Raw genomic sequence first — 22,841 nt, 5'->3', positions numbered from 1 at the left:
AGGGTGTCGGTGTGACTCAGTGTCCCCGGGCCTCACCTAATATCGCCTTCGCGGAATACCGTTCGGCTGGAGCCGCGTCGCGCCACTCGCCGCGAGGCGACCTGCACACCGACACCAGCGCCGCCCCGGCCCACAAGGCCGGGGCGGCGCTGTCTGCCTGCCCCCGCTCGCGAACATGTCTCGGCTGGCCTATGTTCATGGGGTCGCTCGCGTGGGAGGGGGTGTCGGGGGATGGGTCTGCGTACCTTCATCGAGGGTTGGCCGGTCTACCGGCAGCTCACCGGCACGGACCCGCTGGGCCGGGGCGCGGCGGCCCAGTCCGCCCGGTCGGCAGCGTTGACCGCCCGCACCGAGGACGCCGACAGCGTCGCCCGTTCGGTCTGCCCGTACTGCGCGGTGGGTTGTGGTCAGCGGGTGTACGTCAAGGACGGCCAGGTCAGCCAGATCGAGGGCGACCCGGACAGCCCGATCTCGCGGGGTCGACTGTGCCCGAAGGGTTCGGCCAGTAAGAGTCTGGTGACCAGTCCGCTGCGGCAGACGACGGTTCGTTACCGCCGTCCGTACTCGACGCAGTGGGAGGATCTGGACCTCGACACCGCGCTGGACATGATTGCCGACCGGATGCTCGCGGCCCGTGAGCAGACCTGGGAGGACGTCGACGTCGAGGGTCGGCCGCTGAACCGGACGCTGGGTTTTTCCAGCCTGGGTGGGGCGACGCTGGACAACGAGGAGAACTACCTCATCAAGAAGTTGTTCACCGCGATGGGGGCTCTCCAAATCGAGAACCAGGCCCGTATTTGACACTCCGCCACCGTCCCCGGTCTGGGGGCCAGCTTCGGTCGTGGCGGTGCGACGGATTTCCAGCAGGACATCGCCAACGCTGACGTCATCGTCATCCAGGGGTCGAACATGGCTGAGGCGCACCCGGTGGGTTTCCAGTGGGTGATGGAGGCCAAGCGCAACGGCGCGAAGGTGTTCCACGTCGATCCCCGGTTCACCCGCACCAGCGCGGTCGCGGACGCGTACCTGCCGATCCGGGCGGGCACGGACATCGCCCTGCTCGGCGGGGTGGTGCGCTACATCCTGGACAACGAGTTGGACTTCCGCGAGTACGTGCTGTCGTACACCAACGCGGCGACGATCGTCAGCGAGGAGTTCGTCGACACCGAGGACGGCGACGGGTTCTTCTCCGGGTTCGACCCGGAGACCGGCAGCTACGTGCAGGACAGCTGGCAGTACGCGGGGCACGAGGGTTCGTCCGGCAGTGGGCACACCGACCAGGAGCGGGACAGCGCCGCGGGGCTGACGCACGAGTCGCACGGCGCGCGGGTGAGCGGGCAGACCGAACGCGACGAGACGTTGCAGCATCCGCGCTGCGTCTACCAGATCCTCAAGCGGCACTTCGCCCGCTACACCCCGGAGATGGTGGAGCGGGTCTGCGGGATCCCGCGGGAGCAGTTCCTGGAGTTGGCGCAGGCGTGGACGCGCAACTCCGGTCGGGACCGCACCGGCATGCTGATCTATTCGGTGGGGTGGACGCAGCACAGCGTGGGTGTGCAGTACATCCGCACCGGCGCGATCATCCAGCTGCTGCTCGGCAACATGGGTCGCCCCGGTGGCGGGGTGATGGCGCTGCGGGGGCACGCCAGCATTCAGGGCTCGACGGACATTCCGACGCTGTTCAACCTGCTGCCCGGGTACCTGCCGATGCCGCACCACGCCGAGCACCCGAGCTTCGACGAGTGGGTGGACAGCATCCGCCACCCCGGCCAGAAGGGGTTCTGGGGCAACGCGCGGTCGTTCGCGGCCAGCCTGCTCAAGGCGTACTGGGGTGACGCGGCGACGCCGGAGAACGACTTCTGTTACGGGTACCTGCCCCGGTTGACCGGTGATCACGGCACCTACCAGCAGGTGCTCAACATGATCGACGGGAAGATCAAGGGATACTTCCTGCTGGGTCAGAACCCGGCGGTCGGCTCCGCGCACGGCCGGGCGCAGCGCCTCGGCATGGCCAACCTCGACTGGTTGGTCGTCCGGGACCTGTTCATGATCGAGAGCGCCACGTTCTGGCAGAACGGCCCGGAGGTCGCCACCGGGGAGATCGTGCCCGAGGAGTGCCGGACCGAGGTGTTCTTCCTGCCCGCCGCCTCGCATGTGGAGAAGGAGGGCACGTTCACCCAGACGCAGCGGCTGTTGCAGTGGCGGGAGAAGGCCGTCGAGCCGCCGGGCGACGCCCGCTCCGAGCTGTGGTTCTTCTACCACCTGGGTCGCAAGCTGCGGGAGAAGCTGGCCGACTCGGAGCTGCCGCGCGACCGGGCACTGCTCGACCTCACCTGGGACTACCCCACCCACGGCCCGCACGCGGAGCCGAGCGCCGAGTCGGTGCTGCGCGAGATCAACGGGTACGACGTGGCGAGCGGCCGCCCACTGTCCAGCTTCGCCGAGGCCCGCGCGGACGGTTCCACCGCGATCGGCTGTTGGATCTACACCGGGGTGTACGCCGACGGCGTGAACCAGGCGGCGCGGCGCAAGTCCCGACACGAGCAGGACTGGGTGGCCGCCGAGTGGGGGTGGGCGTGGCCGGCGAACCGACGCATCCTCTACAACCGTGCCTCCGCCGACCCGGACGGCAACCCGTGGAGTGAGCGCAAACGTTACGTGTGGTGGGACGCGGAGAAGGGCGAGTGGACCGGTTACGACGTGCCGGACTTCGAGAAGACCAAACCGCCGTCGTACCGGCCGCCACCCGGCGCGTCCGGCACGGAGGGCATCGCCGGTGACGACCCGTTCGTGATGCAGGGTGACGGCAAGGGTTGGCTGTACGCGCCCAGCGGTGTCCTGGACGGACCCATGCCCACGCACTACGAGCCGGTGGAGTCGCCGGTGCGTAACCCGCTCTACCGGCAGCAGGCCAACCCGACCCGCAAGATGTACGCGCATCCGGTGAACTCGGTGAACCCGAGCCCACCGCAGGAGCACAGTCAGGTGTTCCCGTACGTGTTCACGGTCAGCCGGCTCACCGAGCACCACACCGCCGGTGGGATGAGTCGGACCGTCCGGACGCTTGCCGAGCTGCAACCGGAGATGTTCGTGGAGGTGTCACCGGAGTTGGCCAGCGAGGCGGGGCTGACCCATCTGGGGTGGGCGCACCTGGTCAGTGGTCGCGCGGTGATCGAGGCGAAGGTGTTGGTGACCGATCGGCTCACTCCGCTGCGGGTGGACGGTCGGATCATCCACCAGGTGTGGTTGCCGTACCACTTCGGTTTCGAGGGTCTGGTGACCGGCGACTCGGCCAACGACCTGTTCGGGATCAGTCTGGATCCCAACGTCCTGATCCAGGAGAGCAAGGTCGGCACCTGCGATGTCCGGCCGGGCCGGCGGCCCACCGGGCCGGCGTTGCTCGACCTGGTGGCCGACTACCAGCGGCGCGCCGGGATCACCCCCGGCCAGCACGCCCCGACCGTCACCACCGACAGCCCGGGGGAGGAGCGCGGTGATTCCTGACCCGAACAGCCTGTACGGCCCGTTGGATCCGGCACCCGAGGCGGGTTACGAGAACGCGCCGCCGCGGATGGGGTTCTTCACCGACACCAGCGTCTGCATCGGTTGCAAGGCCTGCGAGGTGGCCTGCAAGGAGTGGAACGGCGTCCCGGGAAGTGGCCTGGACCTGCTCGGCATGTCGTACGACAACACCGGCGCGCTGACCGCGAACTCGTGGCGACACGTGGCGTTCATCGAGCAACCCCGGCCGGCCGGGCACCGCGCCCCGCCGTTCGCGGGCATGCCGACCGGCGGTTCGGTCAGCGCGGCGTGGGCGGCCGTGGCGGCTGGCACCAGTCAGGGCACCGGCACGGACCCGGGGGTGCCGACCGGCTCGCCGTCCGCCGCCGCGCGGATGGCCGGAGGCGCGCCGGCGGACGTGCTCGGCGCCCCGCTCGCCGCCGGTCCGACCGCCGCGGGCCAGGGTGGCGCGGGCCAGGGTGGCGCGGGTCCGCAGTTCCTGGGGATGCCGGGGGCGCAGCCGCCGGGCCGGGGGACGGGCGTCGAGGAGCGTACCGATTTCCGGTGGTTGATGATGTCGGATGTCTGTAAGCACTGCACGCATGCGGCTTGTTTGGATGTGTGTCCGACGGGTTCGTTGTTCCGGACGGAGTTCGGGACGGTGGTGGTGCAGGAGGACATCTGCAACGGGTGTGGGTACTGCATTTCGGCGTGTCCGTATGGGGTGATCGATCAGCGTAAGGATGACGGTCGGGCGTGGAAGTGCACGCTGTGTTATGACCGGTTGGGTGCGGGGATGACGCCGGCGTGTGCGCAGGCGTGTCCGACGGAGTCGATCCAGTACGGGCCCCTCGACGAGTTGCGGGAGCGGGCGGCCGCGCGGGTCGAGACGCTGCACGAGCGGGGCGTCCCCGAGGCGCGTCTGTACGGGCACGACCCGCATGACGGTGTGGGTGGTGACGGGGCGTTCTTCCTGCTCCTCGACGAGCCCGAGGTGTACGGGTTGCCGCCGGACCCGGTCGTGACCACCCGTGACCTGCCGAAGATGTGTAAGCGCGCCGGGCTCGCCGCCCTCACCATGGCGGCGGCGACCGTCGCCGCGTTCGTCGGACGTTCCTCGTGAGTCCGCACCGCCCCGAGGTGGGCGAGATCTTCCGCCGCTTCCGCGACCGGTTGGCCACCACTGGTCACGACCGACCGTCGACCAGCACCGACCGGCCGACCGCGAGCGGCGCGGACACCGGCGTCAGTTCGGCGCTCCGACAGCAGCGGCGCACCGCAGAACCCCCCGGCCGGCGGGGCGGGCGTCGCGGAGGCGGGCGTCGCGGCGGTGGCGAGGAACTGCGGGTGCCGGAGGCCGAGTTCACCTCGTACTACGGTCGGCCGATCCTCAAGGCGCCGGTCTGGAAGTGGGACATCGCGGCGTACCTGTTCACTGGTGGGCTGGCGGCCGGCTCGTCGCTGCTCGCCGCGGGTGGGCAGTTCACCGGGCGGCCGGCGCTGCGTCGCGCCGGTCGGGTGACCGCGCTGGCGGCCGTCAGCGCCAGCGCCGTCTTCCTGATCCGGGACCTGGGCCGGCCGGCGCGGTTCCACCACATGCTGCGGGTGGCCAAGCCGACCTCGCCGATGTCGATGGGCACCTGGATCCTCACCGCGTACGGGCCGGCCGCGGGCGTCGCCGCGATCGCCGAGGTCGCTGGCCGGCTGCCTCGGCACGGCCCGCTCGGGCTGGCCGGCCGGGCGTTGCCGCCGCTCGGGCACGCCGCCGGGCTGCTCGCCGCCGGGACCGCGCCCGCGCTGGCCACGTACACCGGGGTCCTGCTCGCCGACACGGCGGTGCCGTCGTGGCACGAGGCGTACCCCGAGTTGCCGGTGATCTTCGCGGGCAGCGCCCTGGCCAGCGGCGCCGGCGTGGGTCTGCTCGCCGCGCCGTCGGCGCAGGCGGGTCCGGCCCGCCGGATGGCGGTGGCCGGTGCGGCCCTGGAGTTGTACGGCACGCACCGGGTGGAGACCCGCCTCGGCCTGCTCAGTGAGCCCTACCGGCAGGGCCGGCCCGGTCGGCTGCTGCGTGCCAGCCGGATGCTGACCGTCGGTGGGGTCGCCGGTGCGCTGCTCGGTCGGCGCAGCCGGGCGGTCAGCGCGCTGTCCGGTGCCGCGCTGCTGGCCGCGTCGGTGGCGACCCGGTTCGGCATCTTCTACGGTGGCGTCGCCTCCGCCCGCGACCCTCGCTACACGGTGGTGCCGCAGCGTGCGCGGGCCGACGCCCGACGAACCGGCATGGATCTTCCAGCTGATCGGGCGGCCCCGCCCGCGGTGTGATCGAATGTCCGATGGAGGCGTTCAGGCGGCTGGTGCCCCTCCCGGTCTTCAAAACCGGAGTGGTCCGGGACCCGGGCCAGGCGGGTTCGATTCCCGTCCGTCTCCGCCAAACCGCAGCAGGAGTTGACGCGATGGGCGACGGGCTGGTGGACCCGCGACGCCGGGTGCCCCGCACCGACACGCTGCTCGCCGACCCGCTGCTGGCCGCGGCCAGCGCGACGCTGGGCCGGGACCAGGTCAAGGCGGTCGTCGTCCGCGCCCAGGAGCAGGCCCGCCGCGGCGAGATCAACCCCGATGAGGTACGCGACGCCGCGGTCGCCGCGTTGCCCGCACCCGGCCCCCGGGCGGTGCTCAACGCGACAGGTGTCGTGCTGCACACCAACCTGGGCCGGGCGCCCCTGTCGCCTACCGCGGTCGCCGCGGTGGTGGCCGCCGCCGGGCACACCGATGTGGAGTTGGACCTGAGCACCGGCCGACGGGCCCGCCGTGGCCGCGACGCGCTCGACGCCCTGGCCGCCGCCGTGCCCGACGCGGGCGCCGTGCACGTGGTCAACAACGGCGCCGCCGCGCTGGTGCTGGCCGCGACCGCGTTGGCCAACGACCGGGAGATCGTGGTCAGCCGCGGCGAACTCGTCGAGATCGGCGACGGTTTCCGCCTACCCGACCTGTTGGAGAGCACCGGCGCTCGCCTGCGGGAGGTGGGCACCACCAACCGCACCACCCTCGCGGACTACGCCGCCGCGCTCGGCCCGCAGACCGGCTTCGTGCTCAAGGTGCACCCGTCGAACTTCCAGGTCACCGGCTTCACCTCGGCCACCCCGGTACGCCAACTGGCCACCCTCGGCGTGCCCGTCGTCGCCGACATCGGCTCCGGTCTGCTCAGCGCGGATCCGTTGCTGCCCGACGAACCGGACGCGGCCAGCACGCTGCGCGCGGGTGCCGCGCTTGTCACCGCCAGCGGTGACAAGCTGCTCGGCGGCCCGCAGGCGGGCTTGCTGCTCGGCGACGTCGCGCTGATCGACCGGCTGCGCCGCCACCCGCTGGCCCGGGCGTTGCGGGTGGACAAGCTCACCCTGGCCGCGCTGGCCGCCACCCTGCACCGACCGGACACCCCCACCCGCACCGCCCTGCACGCCGACCCGGCCGCCCTGCGGGATCGGGTGGAGCGGCTGCGGGACCGGCTCGGCGCGGACGGCCGTAAGGCGGAGGTGGTGCCGGCCGTCGCGGTGGTCGGCGGCGGCGGCGCCCCCGGCGTGGAGTTGGACTCGTGGGCGCTGAGCCTGCCCGAGCGCTACGCCGGGCCGCTGCGCACCGGGGACCAGCCGGTGCTCGGCCGGGTGGTGCGGGGCCGACTCCTGCTCGACCTGCGGTGTGTGCCCGTCGAGGCCGACGACGCCGTCCGCGCGGCCGTGCTGCGCGTACCCGGGGACGACTGAGCGTGTTCGTCGTCGCCACCGCCGGACACGTCGACCACGGCAAGTCGACACTGGTCCGGGCGCTGACCGGGATGGAACCCGACCGGTGGGCCGAGGAACGTCGCCGGGGCATGACCATCGACCTGGGCTTCGCCTGGACGACGCTGCCCTCCGGCGCCACCATCGCCTTCGTCGACGTGCCCGGTCACGAACGGTTCGTGCCGAACATGCTCGCCGGTGTCGGCCCGGTGCCGGCGGCGCTGATCGTGGTCGCCGCCGACGAGGGGTGGATGCCGCAGTCCGCCGAGCACCTGGCCGCGCTGGACGCGCTCGGCGTCGGGTACGGCCTGCTGGCGGTGACCCGCGCGGACCTGGCCGATCCGGGGCCGGCGACGGCCCGCGCCCGCGCCGAGATCGGCGCGACGAGCCTCGGTGCGGTGGAGGCGGTGGCGGTCAGCGGCCGTACCGGCGCCGGTCTGCCGGAGCTGCGGGCCGCCCTGGACCGGCTCACCGCCCGACTGCCGGCGCCCGCCCTCGACGACCCGGTCCGGCTCTGGGTCGACCGCAGCTTCACGGTGCGGGGCAGCGGCACCGTCGTCACCGGCACCCTCGGCGCCGGACGGCTGCGGGTGGGCGACGAGTTGGAGCTGGCCGGTGCCGACGAGCCGGTGCGGGTCCGTGGCCTGCACTCGCTCGGCGAGGCCCGACCGGAGGCCGCCGCGGTGGCCCGGGTGGCGGTCAACCTGCGCGGTACGCCCCGCGACCGGCTCGGCCGCGGCGACGCGCTGCTCACCCCGGGCCGGTTCCAGCACACCGACCTCGTGGACGTCCGGCTCACCGGCGACCCGGCCGCCGACCTGCCGGCCACCCTCACCCTGCACGTCGGGTCGGCGGCGGTGCCGGTGCGGGTCCGACCGCTCGGCGCGGACACCGTACGGCTGCGCCTGTCCCGTGCGCTGCCGCTGCTGGTGGGCGACCGGGCGCTGCTGCGGGACCCGGGCCGGCACCACGTGACCGGCGGGGTACGGGTGCTGGACGTGGTGCCGCCGCCGCTGGCCCGCCGGGGTGCCGCGGCCGCCCGCGCGCAGGTCCTGGCCGCGCTTGACGGTCGACCCGAGCTGGCCGGTGAGCTGCGCCGCCGGCGGCTGGTCCGAGCCGGCGCGTTGCTCCGGATGGGCGTACCGGTGCAGGCCGCGCCGGTGGCCGGTGACTGGTTGGCCGACCCCGAGCACTGGCGGTGGCTCGGCGACCGGGTGAGCGAGGAGGTCACCCGCCACGCGCGGGAACACCCGTTGGAGCCCGGGATGCCGGTGGACGCGCTGCGCCAGCGCCTCGGCCTGCCGGACCGGGTACTGGTCGAGGCGCTGGTCCGGCCGCCGCTGCGGATCCACGCCGGGCGGGTCGGCGCGGCGGACGCCGACGCGTTGCCCGAACCGGTGGCCCGAGCCGTGCGGCGGGTCCGCGACGAGTACGGCGAGCGGCCGTTCCGTGCTCCCGAGGCGGACCGTCTCGTCGACCTGGGACTGGGTCCCCGGGAGATCGGCGCGGCGGTGCGGGCCGGTGCCCTGCTGCGGTTGGCCGACAACGTGGTGCTGCTGCCCGACGCGCTCGACGACGCGGTCCGGGTGCTGGCGGGGCTGCCGCAGCCGTTCACGCTCTCCGCGGCCCGGCAGGCGTTGGACACCACCCGCCGGGTGGCGGTGCCGCTGCTGGAGTTGCTGGACCGTCGCGGTGCGACCCGACGACTGCCCGACGACGCCCGGATCGTCGTCCCCTGAGCCCGCGACACGCAGCCCCGGTCGGCATCCGGACCGTTGAGCCGCCCGTTCCCGCGCTGGTTTCGCGACCCGGCCGGGGCTGACAGGACCGTCCCGGGGTGCGACGGTAGAGCGATGGTCGAGCTGATCCCGACCCGGTCGCGGCCCGCCGACGGTCGATGGCGTGCGGCCCTCCCGGTGGCACTGCGCTGGGGGTTGCCGGTGCTGTGGGTGCTGTGGGCATCCCTGGCCTGGTGGGTGGAGCCCCGCGAGTCGACGCAGGCCCAGCTCGACCGGGATCTCGCGGCCGGCCGGGTGGTGACCTTCCAACGGGCGTACGGCTGGGCCGACGACGACGCGTACTGGGGCAGCCGTCCCCGGCTGCAGTACGCGACGAACGGCGGAATGCTCGCCTGGAGCATGCCCAACGGCCAGACCCGGTACGCGTACGTCGACCCGCCCGCCTCGGACTCGTCAGGCGTCGAGCCGGACCTGTCGGCGACCGCGGGGTGGGACGAAAGGCTCGCCGCCGTGGCCGATCCGTGGCAGGGCGCGGCCGCCACCGCGCAGCGGATCGCGCACGCCGCCGCCGTGCTCGCCGGCGTGGTGACCGTGCTGTGGCTGGCCAGGCTGATCGGGGGTGCGCCGCCGCTGGCCGGCACCCGGTGGTTCTGGTTCTGGATCGGGCTGCTGCCCTTCGGGCTGGGAGTGCTGGCCTGGTCGTACCGGGAGGCGTGGAGACCGCGGGCAGCGCCGGCCGCCGACCGTGGCTCGGGCTGGCGTGGCCTCGGCTGGTTGATCCTCGCCGGGATCGGCATCGCCATGCTGGTGTCCGTCGCCCAACGGCTGCTCGGCACGACGGTGGTCCCGGGCTAACCGCCCCCCGGCTGGTTGGCGGTCACCTACGGTGACGCCATGGACCCTTCGGCGGTCTGGCGGGACCGGCAGCACCGGTGGCGGATCGAGGCGTACCGCGCGCCCGATCTGCGGTTCGCCATCTACGCCACCAGCGGACCCACCGAATCGGTGCCGCTGTGGCTGTTCGGTATGTCGGCGTTGGCCCGCTGGTTGATGACCCACGCCATCTCGCTTGACGACCTGGAGGTCGACTGAGCGGTGGCGCGGGCGCAAACCGGACCCGGGACCGGCTCCGCTGCGGTTGAGTGACCTGAGGCGGCGGACGGGGGTGCGCGATGGGTGGTCAGCTCCTGCAGGTGGCGCTGGTGGCCGTACTGGTGCTGGTCAACGCCGCGCTCTCCGGCAGCGAGATGGCGTTGGTGACGCTGCGCGAGGGGCAGTTGCGGCGGCTGGGGCGCCGGTCGCGCGCCGGAGACCGGTTGGTGCAGTTGTCCCGCGACCCGAACCGCTACCTGGCCACCATCCAGCTCGGCATCACCCTCGCCGGTTTCCTCGCCTCGGCGGCGGCCGCGGTGTCGCTGGCCGAGCCGTTCGTCGGTCCGCTGGGCTTCCTCGGCGGTGCGGCCCGCCCCGCCGCGGTGCTGCTGGTGACCGTGCTGCTGACGTTCGTCACGCTGGTGCTCGGCGAGTTGGCGCCCAAACGACTGGCGATGCAGCGGGCGGAGCGTTGGGCGTTGCTCAGCGCCGGCCCGCTGGACCTGCTCGCCCGGGCGTCGCGGCCGGCGGTGTGGCTGCTCAGCCGGGCCACCGACACCGTGGTACGGCTGGCCGGCGGTGACCCGCGGGCCAACCGCGCGGAGATGACCGAGGAGGAGTTGCGCGAGATGCTGGCCAGCCAGCGCGGCCTGTCGGCCCAGCAGCGGGAGATCCTGACCGGCGCGTTCGACATCGCCGGCCGGACGTTGCGGGAGATCCTGGTGGCCCGCCGGGAGGTGATGACGCTGCCGGGCAACCTGACCGCCGACGAGGGGGTACGCCGGCTCGCCGCCGCCGGCCGGTCCCGCGCCCCGGTCACCGGTCCCGGCGGTCTGGACGAGCTGCTCGGGGTGGTGCACATCCGCGACCTGGTGCGGGCTGGCACCGCGCCGGTGGGGGACCGGGTGCGCACGCCGGTGCTGCTGCCGGTGACCCTGCCGGTCGCCGACGCGTTGCGCCAACTCCGTCAGGAGCATCAGCAGCTGGCCCTGGCGGTCGACGAGCACGGCGGCATCGACGGCCTGGTCACCATGGAGGATCTGCTGGCCGAGGTGGTCGGCGAGCTGTACGACGAGACCGACCGGGACGTGCACGGGGTGATCAGGGAGGAGGACGGCGCCCTGCTGGTGCCCGGTGACTTCCCGCTGCACGACCTGCCCGACCTGGGGGTGCGGCTGCGCTTCCCGTTGTCCCGGGACTACACCACGGTGGCCGGGTTGGTGCTGGCCCGACTGCGGCACCTGCCCGACCAGCCGGGGGAGACGGTACGGCTACCCGGGCTGACGCTGGAGGTGGTGGAGGTCGCCGACCGGGCGGTGCGGCGGGTGCGGTTGCGCGGGTTCACGCCCGAGGGGTGACCGGGTCGCCCGGACGGGGGACAGCAGTGCCAAAAAAGCCCGCCGGGAAGGCGGCCCGCCTACGGTGCGATTCGTGAAGGACCGAGGTTTGCGTACGTTCGTCACCGTGCTGGCCGGCCTCGCGGTGATCTACTTCGGCAGCGCCGGGCGCAGCCCCGAGGAGGGCCGTGGGATCTCCGGCGGGGTGGTGGTCCTGGCGTTGCTCGCCGCGTTGCTGGTGTGGCACCTGACTCGGCCGGGGGACAAGACGGTGAAGTGAGCGGTCTCAGCGGGCGGCGACCCGGGTGACCTCGCCGGCGGACTCCTCGCCGAGCGCCACCCGCACCAGCGCCGAGGCGAGCCGACCGAAGTCCGGTTCGTCGACCAGGCCGGCCAGTCCGTCCGGGGAGCCCGGCAGACCCAGCCGCTTCGCCCCGGCCAGTGCCCGACGGTCGGCGTACGGGCGCAGGTCCGACCAGACCGTCTGCGCCTCGCGCAGGTAGATGTCCGCGCCGGTGGGGCCGATGCCGGGGAACTCGGTGAGGCGTCGACGCAGCCCGGCCGGGTCACCCTGGGCCTCGCGGTGTAGTCGGCGCAGGTCACCGTGCCAGCGGTCCAGGCACAACCGGGCGCCGGTGCCGAGCATGGTGGCGGTCCGCTCGTCGTAGCGGCGGTAGTGTCCCCGGCCCAGCGCGTCGACGCGGTCCTGCCAGCTGGCCGCCTCCATCGCCTGCGGTGTGCGGTAGCCCGCGGCGAACAGCTCCCGCGCGGCGTCCACGGCCACACACGCCCGGATCCGGGTGCTCAGCAGGGTGGTCAGCACCAGCAGTTGGTAGAGCGGCCGGGGGCGGTCGGCGAGCTGGATGCCGGCTTCCTCCGCGTAGGTGCGGCCACGCCGGTCCAGCAGGACTCGCGCCACTGTTCGATCGTTGCCCACACCGCACGGTTACCCACTGCGTGGCCCGCTAGCCGTCGCGCCGGCGAGCGCTGTCGGAATGCCACCGGAGTGGACGGGTATGCCGGCGGTGGAGGCGGTCGATGCCGTCCGCCGTATCCGGAGGGAGACACCTGTGGTCAACCCGCAGCAGGAGGAGTTCCGGCGCAACGCCAAGGGCGCCACCAGCCAGGACAGCAAGGGACCGACGCCGACCGGGCACCCGCTCAACCGTGGCTCGTCGCGCGGTGACGAGGGTCGGCCGGTGCCCAAGGGGCAGGTGTCGCCGTACGGCCCGGCCGGTGAACCGGTGGCCGAGGACGACAGCGACACCCGCTAACGGCCCCTAGCGTGACGGCCGCCGCAACCTGTTCCAGGTCGCGGCGGCCGTCAGCCCGTACGCGAGGTGCGGGATGATGTCGGAGATCCAGTCGGAGCGCCGCCAGGTACGCGGGTCGCTGATGCCGAGCACGGTGATCGACCCGTCGGTCATCGTCATCACGCCGGCGCCGAGCAGGCCGGTGGCCACCGGCAGCGGTTGGCGCCGACCACCGGCGTAGAGCGCGAACGCGACGCCCGCGGCGATGCCGAGCCCGTAGCCGATCAGGGGTCCCAGGCCCGAGCGGCGGTTCACCGCCCGACCGTCGGACCCCAGGCTGACGTGCGCGATCCCGGCCAGCCGGTCGACGGTCTCCTGGGGAACGTCGCTCTCCGGCCGTCCCCGCAGGGCCATGTCGAGGAAGCTGACCACGTTCAGCGCGGCGCTGCCGACGGCGCCAGCGATGGCACCGTCGGCAAGGTCGACCTTCCTCACTTCGGGTCGCCCGGTTCGCGCTCGCTCTTGGGGCCGTACGCGCGGTCGCCGCGAACCACGCCCCGCTGGCCACGGTCCTCCTGGAGGATCCGGTTCGCGACCTGGTTGGCCTTGCCGTCGGGCACCCGACGTCCGGAGTCGTCGATCGCGTTGCGCAACCGCGCCCGCTGCTTGTCGTAGGCGTTACTGCCCGGCCGTGGTCCTGGCATGTGGTGCCTCCTTCGTCGGTCTGGGCATCTGCTGTCGCCCTCGTCGCCGTCGGCGTACCGCGGCCGTCTACCCGTCTGGCGGCCGGTGAACCCCTCGCGGTCCTAGCGGGGGGCGTGCACCACGGCGACCGGGCACCGCGCGTGGTGCAGCATCGACTGGCTCACCGACCCCAGCAGCAACCCGGTCACCTCGCCGCGCCCCTGCCCGCCCACCACCGCCAGTTGCGCGGAGCGGGACGCCTCGGCCAGCACGGCGCCGGTGCGGCCGTGCACCGCCCGGCAGGTCAACCGCAGCCCTCGGTGGTGCTCGGTCAGGCCGGTCAGCCACTCGGCGAGCATCCGTTCCTGCTCGCCGTGCAGCGTCGCGTCGTCGTACACCAGGGGTTGCATGTCGCCGGGGCCGCTGCTGCCGGGGTGCTGGTAGGCGTGCACCGCCAGCAGCGGCACGCCGCGCGACACGGCGGTCTCGGCGGCGAAGTCGGCCGCCAGGCGGGAGGCCGGCGAGCCGTCCACCGCGACCAGCACCGGCTCGTCGGGTCGTTGCGCGCCGCGGGCCACCAGCACCGGACAGTCGGCGTACGCGGCGACCTGCACCGCGACCGAGCCGACCAGCAGCGCCGAGAAACCACCCAGCCCACGGTCACCGAGCACGATGAGCGCGGCGGTGGGGGACTCGCCTACCAGCACCGCGGCGGCCTCACCGTCGATGATCTCGCCGGAGATCGGCAGCCCGGGTACGGTCGCCTCGGCCTCGGCCACCGCGGCCTGGACCAGCTCCTCGGCCCGGTGTCGCAGGCCACCGCCGGGCGGCGCGCCCGGGGCGGGGGCGGCGGGCACGTGCAGCAACGGCCAGATGAACCCGTGCACGATCCGCAGTGGCCGGTGCCGGCGCGCTGCCTCGGTGGCGGCGAGGCGGACAGCGCGCAGGGCCGGCGGTGAGCCGTCCACGCCGACCACGACCGCCGCGCTGTTCGCCGAGTTCACCGCCCACCTCCCGCTCGGGGTCAGTATCGCGGGCAGGACCGCCCCCGCGCCGTGATACCGCTGAGCGCGTCGGGGTCGGTACGCTGGCGACGATCGGTCCGGAGGGAGGATTGTCGATGGGTGAACCGGACCAGCCGAGCACCGGCCGCATGATCGACTTTTGGCTCGGTGGGGAGCACCACTTCCCGGTCGACGTGGCCGCGGCGAGTGCGTTCGAGCAGGCGTACGGCCCGTGCGCGCCGGCGTTCCGGGAGCTGCGGGCGTTCCTGGGCCGGGCGGTGCGGGCCATGGTCGCCCAGGGTGTGGATGGTTTCCTGGTGTTCGGCGCCGGGGTGCCCACGATGGGCAACGTGCACGAGGTCGCCGTCGACGCGACGGTGCTCTACACCGACGTCGACCCGGTGACCATCCGGCTGGGGCAGAGCATCCTCGCCGGCAGTGGCCGGGCCGGCTACGGTTTCGGTGACGCCACCGACATCGGCACGGTCGACCCGGCGCAGATGCACCGCTTCGTGCCGGGCTGGGGCCGCCGGCCGGTCGGGGTGGTCTTCCTCGGGCTCGCGGCGTTCCTCGACGACGCCACGCTGACCCACACGCTCGACGAGTTGTACGCCGCCGCGGCGCCGGGCAGCCTGCTCGTGGTGGACTTCGACACCGAGGAGCTGGCGGGTCACCCGCAGGCGCTGGCGATGATGGGGCCACAGTTCCGGATGCGCCCACCGAGGGCGTTCGCGCCGCTGCTGGGCCGCTGGGCGCCGACGGCGGACGGGATCGTGCCGGTCGCGCGGTGGCGGCCGGAGGGTCCGCCCACGCAGGTGCCCGACGCGTTCCACGGCGTGCTCGCGTCCCGTGGTCACGACTGACCGCAGCGGTTCGCCGTCCGGGGGTGTCCGTATGATGCTTGCCCTGTAGCAAGCTTCTGGAGAGGACGACAATGGTGGAGCCGCCGGACGTGGTGTCGCGCGCGCTGCGCGAGGCCCCGCCCGACCAGTTGGCCGAGGCGGCGGACCAGGCGATCCGCTCGACGCTGGGTGCGCTGCGCACCGACGTCTTCGTCGCCGACTATCGGATCAGCGGGCTCTGGCCGGTGCTGGACCCGGACCTGGCGGCGGCCGGCTCCCTCTCCCGCCACACCGTGGCGCAGCGGTGCTTCAGCAGCCAGCAACCGGTACGCGACGCCGCCGGCGACGGCCCCTGTCGGCTCTACCTGCCGTTGACCCTGTGGGGGGAGCGGCTGGGCGTGCTGTTGATCGAGCTGCCGGCCGTACCGAATCCGACAGTCACCGGCCACGCGACCGACATCGCCGCCGCCCTCGCGGTGGCGATGCGGGCGGCGGACCGGGGGACCGACAGGTACCGGCGGGCCCGTCGCCGTGAGCGACTCACGATGGCCGCCGAGATGCAGTGGGACCTGCTGCCCGGTCGCAGCGTGGCGCACCACGCGTTCGCGCTCGCCGGGCAACTGGAGCCGGCGTACACCGTGGGTGGGGACCACTTCGACTGGTCGCTGGACGGCGACCGTCTCACCGTGACGGTGCTCAACGGTGAGGGCAGTGGGCTGGCCGCGTCGATGCTGACCGCCGTCACGGTCAACGCGATGCGCAACGCCCGGCGCTCCGGCGGCGGCCTGGTGGAGCAGGCCGAGCTCGCCTCGGACACGGTTTTCTATCAGCACCGGGGCCGCCGGTACGTGGCGACCCTGCTGCTCGACGTCGACACCCGCACCGGCCGGGTCGGTGCGGTCGACGCGGGTTCCCCGCACCTGCTGCGGATGCGGGGGGCCACGGTGGAGCCGATGAAGCTGGATCAGCAGTTGCCGCTGGGGATGTTCGCCGAGACCCGCTACGAGGTGCAGGAGTTGTACCTCGAGCCGGGGGACCGGCTCTTCGTGGTCAGCGACGGGGTGTGGGCCGCCGAGCCGCCGGGTGAGGAGCCGTACGGCGATCGGGAGATGGCTCGCTCGCTGCGCGCCACGCGGTTGCAGCCGGCGGCCGAGGCGGTTGGTACGGTGATGCGCGAACTGCACGCCTACCACGCGGACTCCGATCTGCGCGACGACGCCGTCGTGGTGTGTCTGGACTGGCACGGTCCGCGTGAGCGGGGCAGCGGGTGAGGGTCGCCCCCGCCTCGTCTGGTGGGCACCAGCGCGACGACGGCAGGGGACATCGGGTGGAGCGACCTGAAGATCTCGCCGCGGCGATCGCCGCGGCTGCCGGGACGCTGATCGCCGTGCTCGACTCGTCGGCGTCGGGGCATCAGGTGCCGCCCACGCAGTTGCGGGTGTTGACGTTGATCAGCAGCCGAGCGGAAACCAATGTCAACGGGTTGGCGGAGCTGCTCGACGTGGTGCCGTCGTCGGCGAGCCGCCTCTGTGACCGGCTGGAGGCGACCGGGCTGTTGCGGCGGGTGGCCGATCCCCGCGACCGGCGTGAGGTGCGGTTGGTGCCCACGCCCGCGGCGTTGGCGCTGCTGGGGGACCTGGCCGAGCGGCGCCGCCGTGCGGTGCAGTCGGTGCTGGATCGGATGCCGGGCAGGACGCAGCACGATCTGTGGCTGGCGTTGGTCGCGTTCGGCCGGGCGGCGACCCAGTCGGTGCCCGAGAAGCAGACCGACCCGGCGGCACAGACGGCCTGAACCCTCGCTTCCACTAGTATCCTAGGACGCTCTACGCGTGGTGATCCACGCCACAGTGCGACACAGTCGCGCCAAACGCACGGTGACGGCGCCGGGCGAGCGGAGGCAGGCCCGATATAGTGACAGCGCACTTACCCGGCCCGTGATCTTCGAGATCGCGGGCCGGATCAGGGAACAGGCCCCACCCCGGGGCCGCAGGGGGAGCCGGCGCGGGCCGGCCCGACAGCGCGTACGACCCTCCGCCGCGCCCGACGTCGGCCGAGGGTCCTTGCCGTGGAGGAGGATCGGTGTCGCGTCCGGCTCGGGCAGAGCAACCGCGGGACACCGGTGACGAGGCCCCCGGCAACCAGGTGCTCACCCTGCCCAACCTGATCAGCTTCGTACGGCTGCTGGGCGTACCCCTCTTCCTCTACCTGTTCCTGGTCGAGCGCGCCGACGTGGCGGCGATCGTCGTCCTGGCCATCGGTGGCACCACGGACTGGGTCGACGGCTGGATCGCCCGCCGCCTGCACCAGGTGAGTCGCCTCGGGGAGTTGCTCGACCCGTTCGCCGACCGGCTCTACATCCTCGCCACCCTTGTCGCCTTCACCGTGCGGGAGGTGGTGCCGTGGCAGTTCACCGCGGCGTTGCTGGCCCGCGAGTTGCTGCTGCTCGGCTCGCTGGCGGTGCTGCGCCGCTACGGGTACGGGCCGCCGCCGGTGCACTACGTGGGTAAGACCGCCACGTTCCTGCTGCTGGCGGCGTTCCCGGTGCTGCTGTTGGCCAGCGAGTGGAGCGCGGCGGCGACGGCGACGGCCGCGATCGGTTGGGCGTTGGCGTGGTGGGGGTTGGTGCTCTACTGGGTGGCCGGCGGGATGTACGTGGTGCAGGCGGCGCGGCTGGTGCGCGCGGCGCGTGGCCCGGGAGCGGCGGCATGAGCGCGCCGCAGCCGGGCAAACCCCGCCCGGACCGGGTGTACGCGCCGGATTTCCTCACCGAGTTGTTCCGCAACCCGCTCGATCCGGGCTACGCGGATGCGGCGGCTGCCCGTCGGCGCTCGGAATCCACCGGGTCGGCGCGGGGGTGGCGGGCGTGGCCGGCACGGTCGGTCAGTCTGGTCGTGGTGGTGCTGCTCGGTTTCCTGTTCGCGGTCGCCTACCGGCAGACGATGGCGGACGAGCCGGGGCGGGCCCAGGCTCGTTCCGGTCTGGTGGCGCAGATCAAGGAGCGCGAGGGCACGACCGACCGGTTGTCCACGCGCGCGGACCAGTTGCGCGAGGAGGTCAGTCGGCAGCGGGACGCGGCGTTGAGCGGGTCGGCGGCGGCTCGGCTGCGGGACCTGGAGGCGAGCACCGGCCTGGGTCGGGTACGCGGCGACGGCGTGGTGGTGCGGTTGGCGGACGGGCCGGGTAACGCGGACGCGGTGACGGGGGCTGGTGCGGGGCCGTCGCGGGTGTTGTACAGCGATCTGCAGGGTGTGGCGAACGCGTTGTGGAGTGCCGGTGCGGAGGCGGTCGCCATCAACGGGCAGCGGTTGACCTCGACGTCGACGATCCGTACGGCGGGTGATGCGATCCTTGTGGATTTCCGGCCGGTGATGGGGCCGTACGAGGTGTCGGCGGTCGGGCCGGGTTCGATGCGGCGCAGGTTCGAGGACAGCCGCAACGCGGATGTGATGCGTGAGGTCGCGCAGAAGACCGGGTTGTCGTTCGGTGTGCGGGAGGCCGATGACCTCACCCTGCCGGCGGCTCCGGAGCCGCAGCTACGCTACGCGAAGCCGTCGGCCAGTCCGAGCCCTTCCGCGTCGGGTGTCCGGTCCGGCAGTCCTGGGTCGTCCGGTCCGACGACGACCGTTAGCCCCTCCGGAGGTGGCCGATGATCGCGGTGCTGGCGTTGCTTGCCGGTGTGGTGCTGGGTGTGTGGCTTGATCCCACGGTGCCGGCGGCGTTGCAGCCGTACCTGCCGATCGCGGTGGTGGCCGCGTTGGACGCGGTGTTCGGTGGGGTGCGGGCCCGGTTGGACCGCATCTTCGACGACAAGCAGTTCGTGGTGTCGTTCATTTCGAACGTGCTGGTCGCTGGTCTGATCGTGTATCTGGGTGACCAGCTCGGGGTGGGCGGGCAGTTGTCCACCGGCGTGGTCGTCGTGTTGGGTGTCCGCATCTTCGGCAACGTGGCGGCGATCCGTCGGCACCTGTTCCGGGCGTAGGTTTGACAGCGATGAGTGATGAGCAGAGCGACACGGGGACCGGGTGGCCGCAGCCGGGTGGACCGGCACGGCCGGGTGGGCCGGCGGGTGAGCCGGATCCTCGTCCGGACGCACCGGATCCGGACGAGCTGAGCCCGTTGGCCCCGCAGGAGCCGGTGCGGCCGCAGGAGCGGCCGGACGAGGAGCCCGCGGTGGAGCGGGTCGACGACGGCGCGACGGTGGACCTGAGCGCGGTGTCGCGGTCGGAGGAGCCGGTGGCGACGTCGGACGGGTTGGGTGAGCCGGCCGGGGAGTCGGTGGCGGCGCCTCCGGTGGCGGCGGGTCGGTTCCGGTGGAGTACGGCCGGTGTGATGATCGTGGCGTTGTTGGTGTTGCTGGGGTTCACGTTGGTCGTGCAGTTGAAGACGACGTCGACGGATCCGACGTTGGGGGCGACGCGCCAGGAGGACCTGGTGCGGATTCTGTCGGATCTGGATGCGCGGGAGAGTCGGCTTCAGCAGGATATTCGTGCCCTGGAGGACAGTCAGCGGCAGTTGCGATCGGGTGAGCAGGGTCGTCAGGCGGCGTTGGACGAGGCGACGCGGCGGGCGAACGAGTTGGGCATTCTGGCGGGTACGTTGCCGGCGGTGGGGCCGGGGTTGACGGTGCAGTTCGATGCGGGTGTCAAGCCGATCACGGCGACCCGGGTGTTGGACGCGGTGCAGGAGTTGCGGGGTGCGGGCGCGGAGGCGATGCAGATCGCCGGTGGTGACCGTGCGACGGTGCGGATCATCGCGTCGACGTACTTCCTCGATGGGGACAACGGGTCGTTGGTGGTGGAGGGGCGTCGGTTGACGGGGCCGTACACGATCACGGTGATCGGTGATCCGGCGACGATGCGTACGGCGTTGAACATTCCTGGTGGGGTGGTGGCGTCGGTCCGGGGTGTCGGCGGTAACGTGACGTTTGGGGAGCGTGAGGTTGCCGAGGTTTCGGCGCTGCACGCGCCGATCAAGTTGGAACACGCCCGTCCGGTCTCCTGACCGGCGCGGCCGCGCCGGGCCCGGGTGGTCCGGGGCACCGATGGATGAAGGACGCGTCTGGTGATTCCTGAGGATCTGCGATACACCGCCGAGCATGAGTGGGTGGCGGGTGACGGCACGGGTTCGATCCGGGTCGGTATCACGCACTTCGCGCAGGACGCGCTGGGTGACATCGTGTACGTGCAGTTGCCCGAGGCGGGCGCGGTGGTAGCGGCCGGTGATTCGTTGGGCGAGATCGAGTCGACCAAGAGTGTGTCGGAGATCTACGCGCCGGTCGCCGGTACGGTGGTGGCGCCCAACGAGGCGTTGGGTGACACACCGGAGCTGATCAACACTGATCCGTACGGTGCGGGTTGGTTGGTGGAGATCACGCCGAACGATCCGACGGCGACGGATGGGTTGCTGACGGCGGCGGCTTATCAGAAGATCACCGAAGGCTGAGTGTGCGTGATCCGGTGCGTGGGTTGTGTGCGCGCGTCCGGTTGCCCTGCATTTCGGCGCTGGCTAGGCTCGCCCAGTCGACCGAGAACCCAAATAGTTGAGCGTTGTGGAATTGCCTTCCCGGGCACGGGGAGCCAGCCGCCGGGTGTTCACGTGCCCGGCGGCCAGACCCGCCATTACCCGACGCCGACCGAACAGATCCGTGAGGTGGTCCCATGACGCGGCCAGACGACGAGTTCCCCCCGCTCGACGTCACTTCGACGCTCAATCTCGGTTCGCTTGACGAAGTGCTGGAAGGGCCGGACACCGATGTGGTGCCGAGCCGGATGTCCGGCTCGTTGCCGCCGGGTATGGCGCTGCTGGTGGTTCGTCGAGGTCCGAATGCGGGTGCCCGGTTCCTGTTGGACCACGATGTGACGACCAGTGGCCGGCATCCGGACAGTGACATCTTCCTCGATGACGTGACGGTGTCGCGTCGGCACGCGGAGTTCCACCGTGATGGTGGGACGTTCACGGTGCGGGACGTGGGTAGCCTGAATGGCACGTACGTGAATCGTGAGCGGGTTGAGGCGGCCACGTTGAGCAATGGTGACGAGGTTCAGATCGGTAAGTTCCGGGTGGTGTTCATCGCCGGTCCGCGCCCGGAGGAGGAGGCCGGCCGGGGGTGAACGAGCCTGCGGCCTCCATGTCACCCGGGGCGGCTCGGTCTGAGCCGTTGATGAGCATCGGTGAGGTGCTTGGGCAGTTGCGGGTGGATTTCCCGGACACCACGATTTCGAAGCTGCGGTTTCTTGAGGCTGAGGGTTTGGTCGAGCCGCAGCGGACGGCGGCGGGTTACCGGAAGTACAGCTGGGACGATGTGGCGCGGTTGCGGTTCGTGTTGACCGCGCAGCGGGACAAGTACCTGCCGTTGCGGGTGATCCGTGAGCAGTTGGCCCAGTGGGATTCGTCTGGTGAGCAGCCGGGGCGGTCGCGGCCGGCGTTGGTGGCGGTTGGTCCTGATGGTGCGGTGCCGGGTCGTGAGTCGGTGGAGCCGGCCGAGTCGTCGCAGGTGCGGCTCGGCCGGGCGGAGCTGGTGACCCGGAGTGGGATCGACGAGTCGACGCTTGGGGAGTTGGAGCGGCTCGGTGTGCTGGTGTCGGATCCGCCGGGGTGGTATGACGGGGATGCGTTGATCATCGCTTCGGCGGTGGCGGGGTTGGCGTCGTACGGGTTGGAGCCGCGGCATCTGCGGGGTTACCGGACGGCGGCGGATCGCGAGGTTGGTTTGTTCGCTCAGTTGGTGGCGCCGTTGGCGCGGCAGAGCGATCCGGCGGCGCGGGCTCGGGCGGCGGAGACGGCGCGTGAGTTGGTCGCGTTGTCGGAGCAGTTGCACGCGGCGTTGGTGCGGGTGGGTTTGCGGTCGACGTTGGGTCGGTGAGGGGTCCCGGTGGGTGGTGGCTGAGCGGAAAGATCTCTTCCGGGAAGCGTGCCGTAGGCTTGCCGGGGTAACCCCTTTCCGGCGCGGGCGTGGTGCGGTAGCGCACGGGACGACCGTGTCGCGGTCCGTGTACCGTGCAGGGAAGGGCGCGGTGCGGCGTAGGTGACAACGACACGGAGGCGGCGGTGCGCGAGCTGAGCGTGGTCGGAGTTCGGGTGGAGCTGCCTAGCAACCAGCCGATCGTCCTGCTCAGGGAGGTCGAGGGTGACCGCTATCTGCCGATCTGGATCGGCGCGGTCGAGGCCACGGCTATCGCTTATGAGCAGCAGGGGGTCAAGCCGGCCCGACCGTTGACGCATGATCTTCTGCGGGATGTGTTGGCGGCGTTGAAGGCGCCCTTGCAGGCGGTGGAGATCACCGAGCTCAAGGAGAACGTGTTCTACGCGGATCTGTTGATCGGTGATGGGGTGCGGGTGTCGGCGCGTCCGAGCGATTCGATCGCGTTGGCGTTGCGGGTCGGTGCGCCGATTCGTTGTGCTGAGCAGGTCCTCAGCGAGGCGGGGATCGTCATTCCTGATGAGCAGGAGGACGAGGTGGAGAAGTTCCGGGAGTTCCTGGAGCAGGTGCGTCCGGAGGACTTCGCGGGCTGAGGTGGGCCGTGTGCTCGCTCCCGGGTGGGTGGTCCCCGGTGCGGTTGGTGATCTTTCTCGGTGGCGGCGCGGCGTGTCGTGTCGGTTCCTCCGTGGTAACCCCT

Annotated in this window: 25 protein-coding genes and 1 tRNA gene; 22 read left to right on the top strand and 4 right to left on the bottom strand. The window is 72.2% G+C overall.

What is annotated here, in order from left to right; translation table 11 throughout:
* Positions 1 to 231: 231 nt before the first annotated feature.
* From fdh to AB0C01_RS33060, 10 genes are all read left to right on the top strand, one after another.
* Positions 232 to 3,504 (top strand): formate dehydrogenase, encoded by a 3,273-nt coding sequence (fdh, locus tag AB0C01_RS33105; RefSeq protein ID WP_357573006.1) that lies wholly within the window; start codon positions 232 to 234, stop codon positions 3,502 to 3,504.
* Complete coding sequence (locus AB0C01_RS33100; RefSeq protein ID WP_357573010.1) at positions 3,497 to 4,624, top strand: 4Fe-4S dicluster domain-containing protein; 1,128 nt, start codon at positions 3,497 to 3,499, stop codon at positions 4,622 to 4,624. Before fdh ends, AB0C01_RS33100 begins: the two co-directional genes overlap by 8 nt.
* On the top strand, positions 4,621 to 5,820 hold the full coding sequence (nrfD, locus tag AB0C01_RS33095) for an NrfD/PsrC family molybdoenzyme membrane anchor subunit (RefSeq protein ID WP_357573005.1): 1,200 nt from the start codon (positions 4,621 to 4,623) through the stop codon (positions 5,818 to 5,820). Before AB0C01_RS33100 ends, nrfD begins: the two co-directional genes overlap by 4 nt.
* A gap of 13 nt (positions 5,821 to 5,833) precedes the next feature.
* Positions 5,834 to 5,929 (top strand) — tRNA-Sec (locus tag AB0C01_RS33090).
* Positions 5,930 to 5,951: 22 nt separating this feature from the next.
* Positions 5,952 to 7,256, top strand: a complete 1,305-nt coding sequence (gene selA / locus AB0C01_RS33085; RefSeq protein ID WP_357249131.1) for an L-seryl-tRNA(Sec) selenium transferase — start codon at positions 5,952 to 5,954, stop codon at positions 7,254 to 7,256.
* A gap of 2 nt (positions 7,257 to 7,258) precedes the next feature.
* A complete protein-coding gene (selB, locus tag AB0C01_RS33080) occupies positions 7,259 to 9,013 on the top strand; it encodes a selenocysteine-specific translation elongation factor (protein ID WP_357573004.1) in 1,755 nt (584 codons plus the stop codon).
* 114 nt (positions 9,014 to 9,127) lie between these two features.
* Positions 9,128 to 9,868: a hypothetical protein gene (locus AB0C01_RS33075; protein ID WP_357249143.1), complete on the top strand. Its 741-nt coding sequence runs from the start codon at positions 9,128 to 9,130 to the stop codon at positions 9,866 to 9,868.
* 39 nt (positions 9,869 to 9,907) lie between these two features.
* The gene (locus AB0C01_RS33070; protein WP_110566850.1) at positions 9,908 to 10,105 is read left to right on the top strand and encodes a hypothetical protein; all 198 of its coding nucleotides are present in this window, start codon (positions 9,908 to 9,910) and stop codon (positions 10,103 to 10,105) included.
* Positions 10,106 to 10,185: 80 nt separating this feature from the next.
* Positions 10,186 to 11,463, top strand: a complete 1,278-nt coding sequence (locus tag AB0C01_RS33065) for a hemolysin family protein (protein ID WP_357573003.1) — start codon at positions 10,186 to 10,188, stop codon at positions 11,461 to 11,463.
* A gap of 73 nt (positions 11,464 to 11,536) precedes the next feature.
* The gene (locus tag AB0C01_RS33060) at positions 11,537 to 11,722 is read left to right on the top strand and encodes a hypothetical protein (protein WP_036410487.1); all 186 of its coding nucleotides are present in this window, start codon (positions 11,537 to 11,539) and stop codon (positions 11,720 to 11,722) included.
* Positions 11,723 to 11,728: 6 nt separating this feature from the next.
* On the opposite strand, the gene AB0C01_RS33055 is transcribed toward AB0C01_RS33060, so the two are convergent.
* On the bottom strand, positions 11,729 to 12,379 hold the full coding sequence (locus tag AB0C01_RS33055; protein ID WP_357249149.1) for a hypothetical protein: 651 nt from the start codon (positions 12,377 to 12,379) through the stop codon (positions 11,729 to 11,731).
* A gap of 133 nt (positions 12,380 to 12,512) precedes the next feature.
* Between AB0C01_RS33055 and AB0C01_RS33050 the strand changes: the two genes are divergently transcribed.
* The gene (locus AB0C01_RS33050; protein WP_088948252.1) at positions 12,513 to 12,716 is read left to right on the top strand and encodes a hypothetical protein; all 204 of its coding nucleotides are present in this window, start codon (positions 12,513 to 12,515) and stop codon (positions 12,714 to 12,716) included.
* A 6-nt stretch (positions 12,717 to 12,722) separates the two neighbouring features.
* Here AB0C01_RS33050 and AB0C01_RS33045 read toward each other — a convergent pair whose 3' ends face one another.
* The 3 genes from AB0C01_RS33045 to AB0C01_RS33035 all read right to left on the bottom strand — a co-directional run bounded on the left by AB0C01_RS33045 (position 12,723) and on the right by AB0C01_RS33035 (position 14,383).
* Entirely contained in the window at positions 12,723 to 13,190 is a 468-nt protein-coding gene (locus AB0C01_RS33045; protein WP_357573002.1) for a hypothetical protein, read from the bottom strand.
* Positions 13,187 to 13,399, bottom strand: a complete 213-nt coding sequence (locus tag AB0C01_RS33040) for a hypothetical protein (protein WP_030327717.1) — start codon at positions 13,397 to 13,399, stop codon at positions 13,187 to 13,189. Before AB0C01_RS33040 ends, AB0C01_RS33045 begins: the two co-directional genes overlap by 4 nt.
* 102 nt (positions 13,400 to 13,501) lie before the next feature.
* On the bottom strand, positions 13,502 to 14,383 hold the full coding sequence (locus AB0C01_RS33035; protein ID WP_357573001.1) for a universal stress protein: 882 nt from the start codon (positions 14,381 to 14,383) through the stop codon (positions 13,502 to 13,504).
* Positions 14,384 to 14,499: 116 nt separating this feature from the next.
* On the opposite strand from AB0C01_RS33035, the gene AB0C01_RS33030 reads away from it, so the two are divergent.
* From AB0C01_RS33030 to AB0C01_RS32980, 11 genes are all read left to right on the top strand, one after another.
* Entirely contained in the window at positions 14,500 to 15,246 is a 747-nt protein-coding gene (locus tag AB0C01_RS33030; protein ID WP_357573000.1) for an SAM-dependent methyltransferase, read from the top strand.
* Between the two features lie 71 nt (positions 15,247 to 15,317).
* Positions 15,318 to 16,496, top strand: a complete 1,179-nt coding sequence (locus AB0C01_RS33025; protein ID WP_357572999.1) for a PP2C family protein-serine/threonine phosphatase — start codon at positions 15,318 to 15,320, stop codon at positions 16,494 to 16,496.
* Between the two features lie 56 nt (positions 16,497 to 16,552).
* Positions 16,553 to 17,017 (top strand): MarR family transcriptional regulator, encoded by a 465-nt coding sequence (locus tag AB0C01_RS33020; RefSeq protein WP_357572998.1) that lies wholly within the window; start codon positions 16,553 to 16,555, stop codon positions 17,015 to 17,017.
* Positions 17,018 to 17,304: 287 nt separating this feature from the next.
* Positions 17,305 to 17,934 carry a CDP-alcohol phosphatidyltransferase family protein gene (locus AB0C01_RS33015; RefSeq protein ID WP_357572997.1) on the top strand — a complete coding sequence of 210 codons (630 nt, stop codon included), beginning with the start codon at positions 17,305 to 17,307 and terminating at the stop codon, positions 17,932 to 17,934.
* Positions 17,931 to 18,875 carry a DUF881 domain-containing protein gene (locus tag AB0C01_RS33010; RefSeq protein WP_357249172.1) on the top strand — a complete coding sequence of 315 codons (945 nt, stop codon included), beginning with the start codon at positions 17,931 to 17,933 and terminating at the stop codon, positions 18,873 to 18,875. Before AB0C01_RS33015 ends, AB0C01_RS33010 begins: the two co-directional genes overlap by 4 nt.
* Positions 18,872 to 19,204, top strand: coding sequence for a small basic family protein (locus AB0C01_RS33005; protein ID WP_030327710.1), 333 nt, complete (start codon positions 18,872 to 18,874; stop codon positions 19,202 to 19,204). Before AB0C01_RS33010 ends, AB0C01_RS33005 begins: the two co-directional genes overlap by 4 nt.
* Positions 19,205 to 19,215: 11 nt before the next feature.
* Positions 19,216 to 20,226, top strand: a complete 1,011-nt coding sequence (locus AB0C01_RS33000; RefSeq protein WP_357572996.1) for a DUF881 domain-containing protein — start codon at positions 19,216 to 19,218, stop codon at positions 20,224 to 20,226.
* A 60-nt stretch (positions 20,227 to 20,286) separates the two neighbouring features.
* A complete protein-coding gene (gene gcvH / locus AB0C01_RS32995) occupies positions 20,287 to 20,667 on the top strand; it encodes a glycine cleavage system protein GcvH (protein WP_355031815.1) in 381 nt (126 codons plus the stop codon).
* 215 nt (positions 20,668 to 20,882) lie between these two features.
* Positions 20,883 to 21,335 carry an FHA domain-containing protein gene (locus tag AB0C01_RS32990; RefSeq protein ID WP_007071101.1) on the top strand — a complete coding sequence of 151 codons (453 nt, stop codon included), beginning with the start codon at positions 20,883 to 20,885 and terminating at the stop codon, positions 21,333 to 21,335.
* A 50-nt stretch (positions 21,336 to 21,385) separates the two neighbouring features.
* Positions 21,386 to 22,087 carry a MerR family transcriptional regulator gene (locus AB0C01_RS32985; protein WP_357249179.1) on the top strand — a complete coding sequence of 234 codons (702 nt, stop codon included), beginning with the start codon at positions 21,386 to 21,388 and terminating at the stop codon, positions 22,085 to 22,087.
* A gap of 185 nt (positions 22,088 to 22,272) precedes the next feature.
* Positions 22,273 to 22,737, top strand: coding sequence for a bifunctional nuclease family protein (locus AB0C01_RS32980; protein ID WP_030327706.1), 465 nt, complete (start codon positions 22,273 to 22,275; stop codon positions 22,735 to 22,737).
* The last annotated feature ends 104 nt before the right edge of the window (positions 22,738 to 22,841 follow it).

Origin of the sequence: Micromonospora sp. NPDC048905 (assembly GCF_040649655.1) — a bacterium.
Taxonomy (GTDB): Bacteria; Actinomycetota; Actinomycetes; order Mycobacteriales; family Micromonosporaceae; genus Micromonospora.
This window is presented reverse-complemented; position numbering and strand designations above follow the sequence as displayed.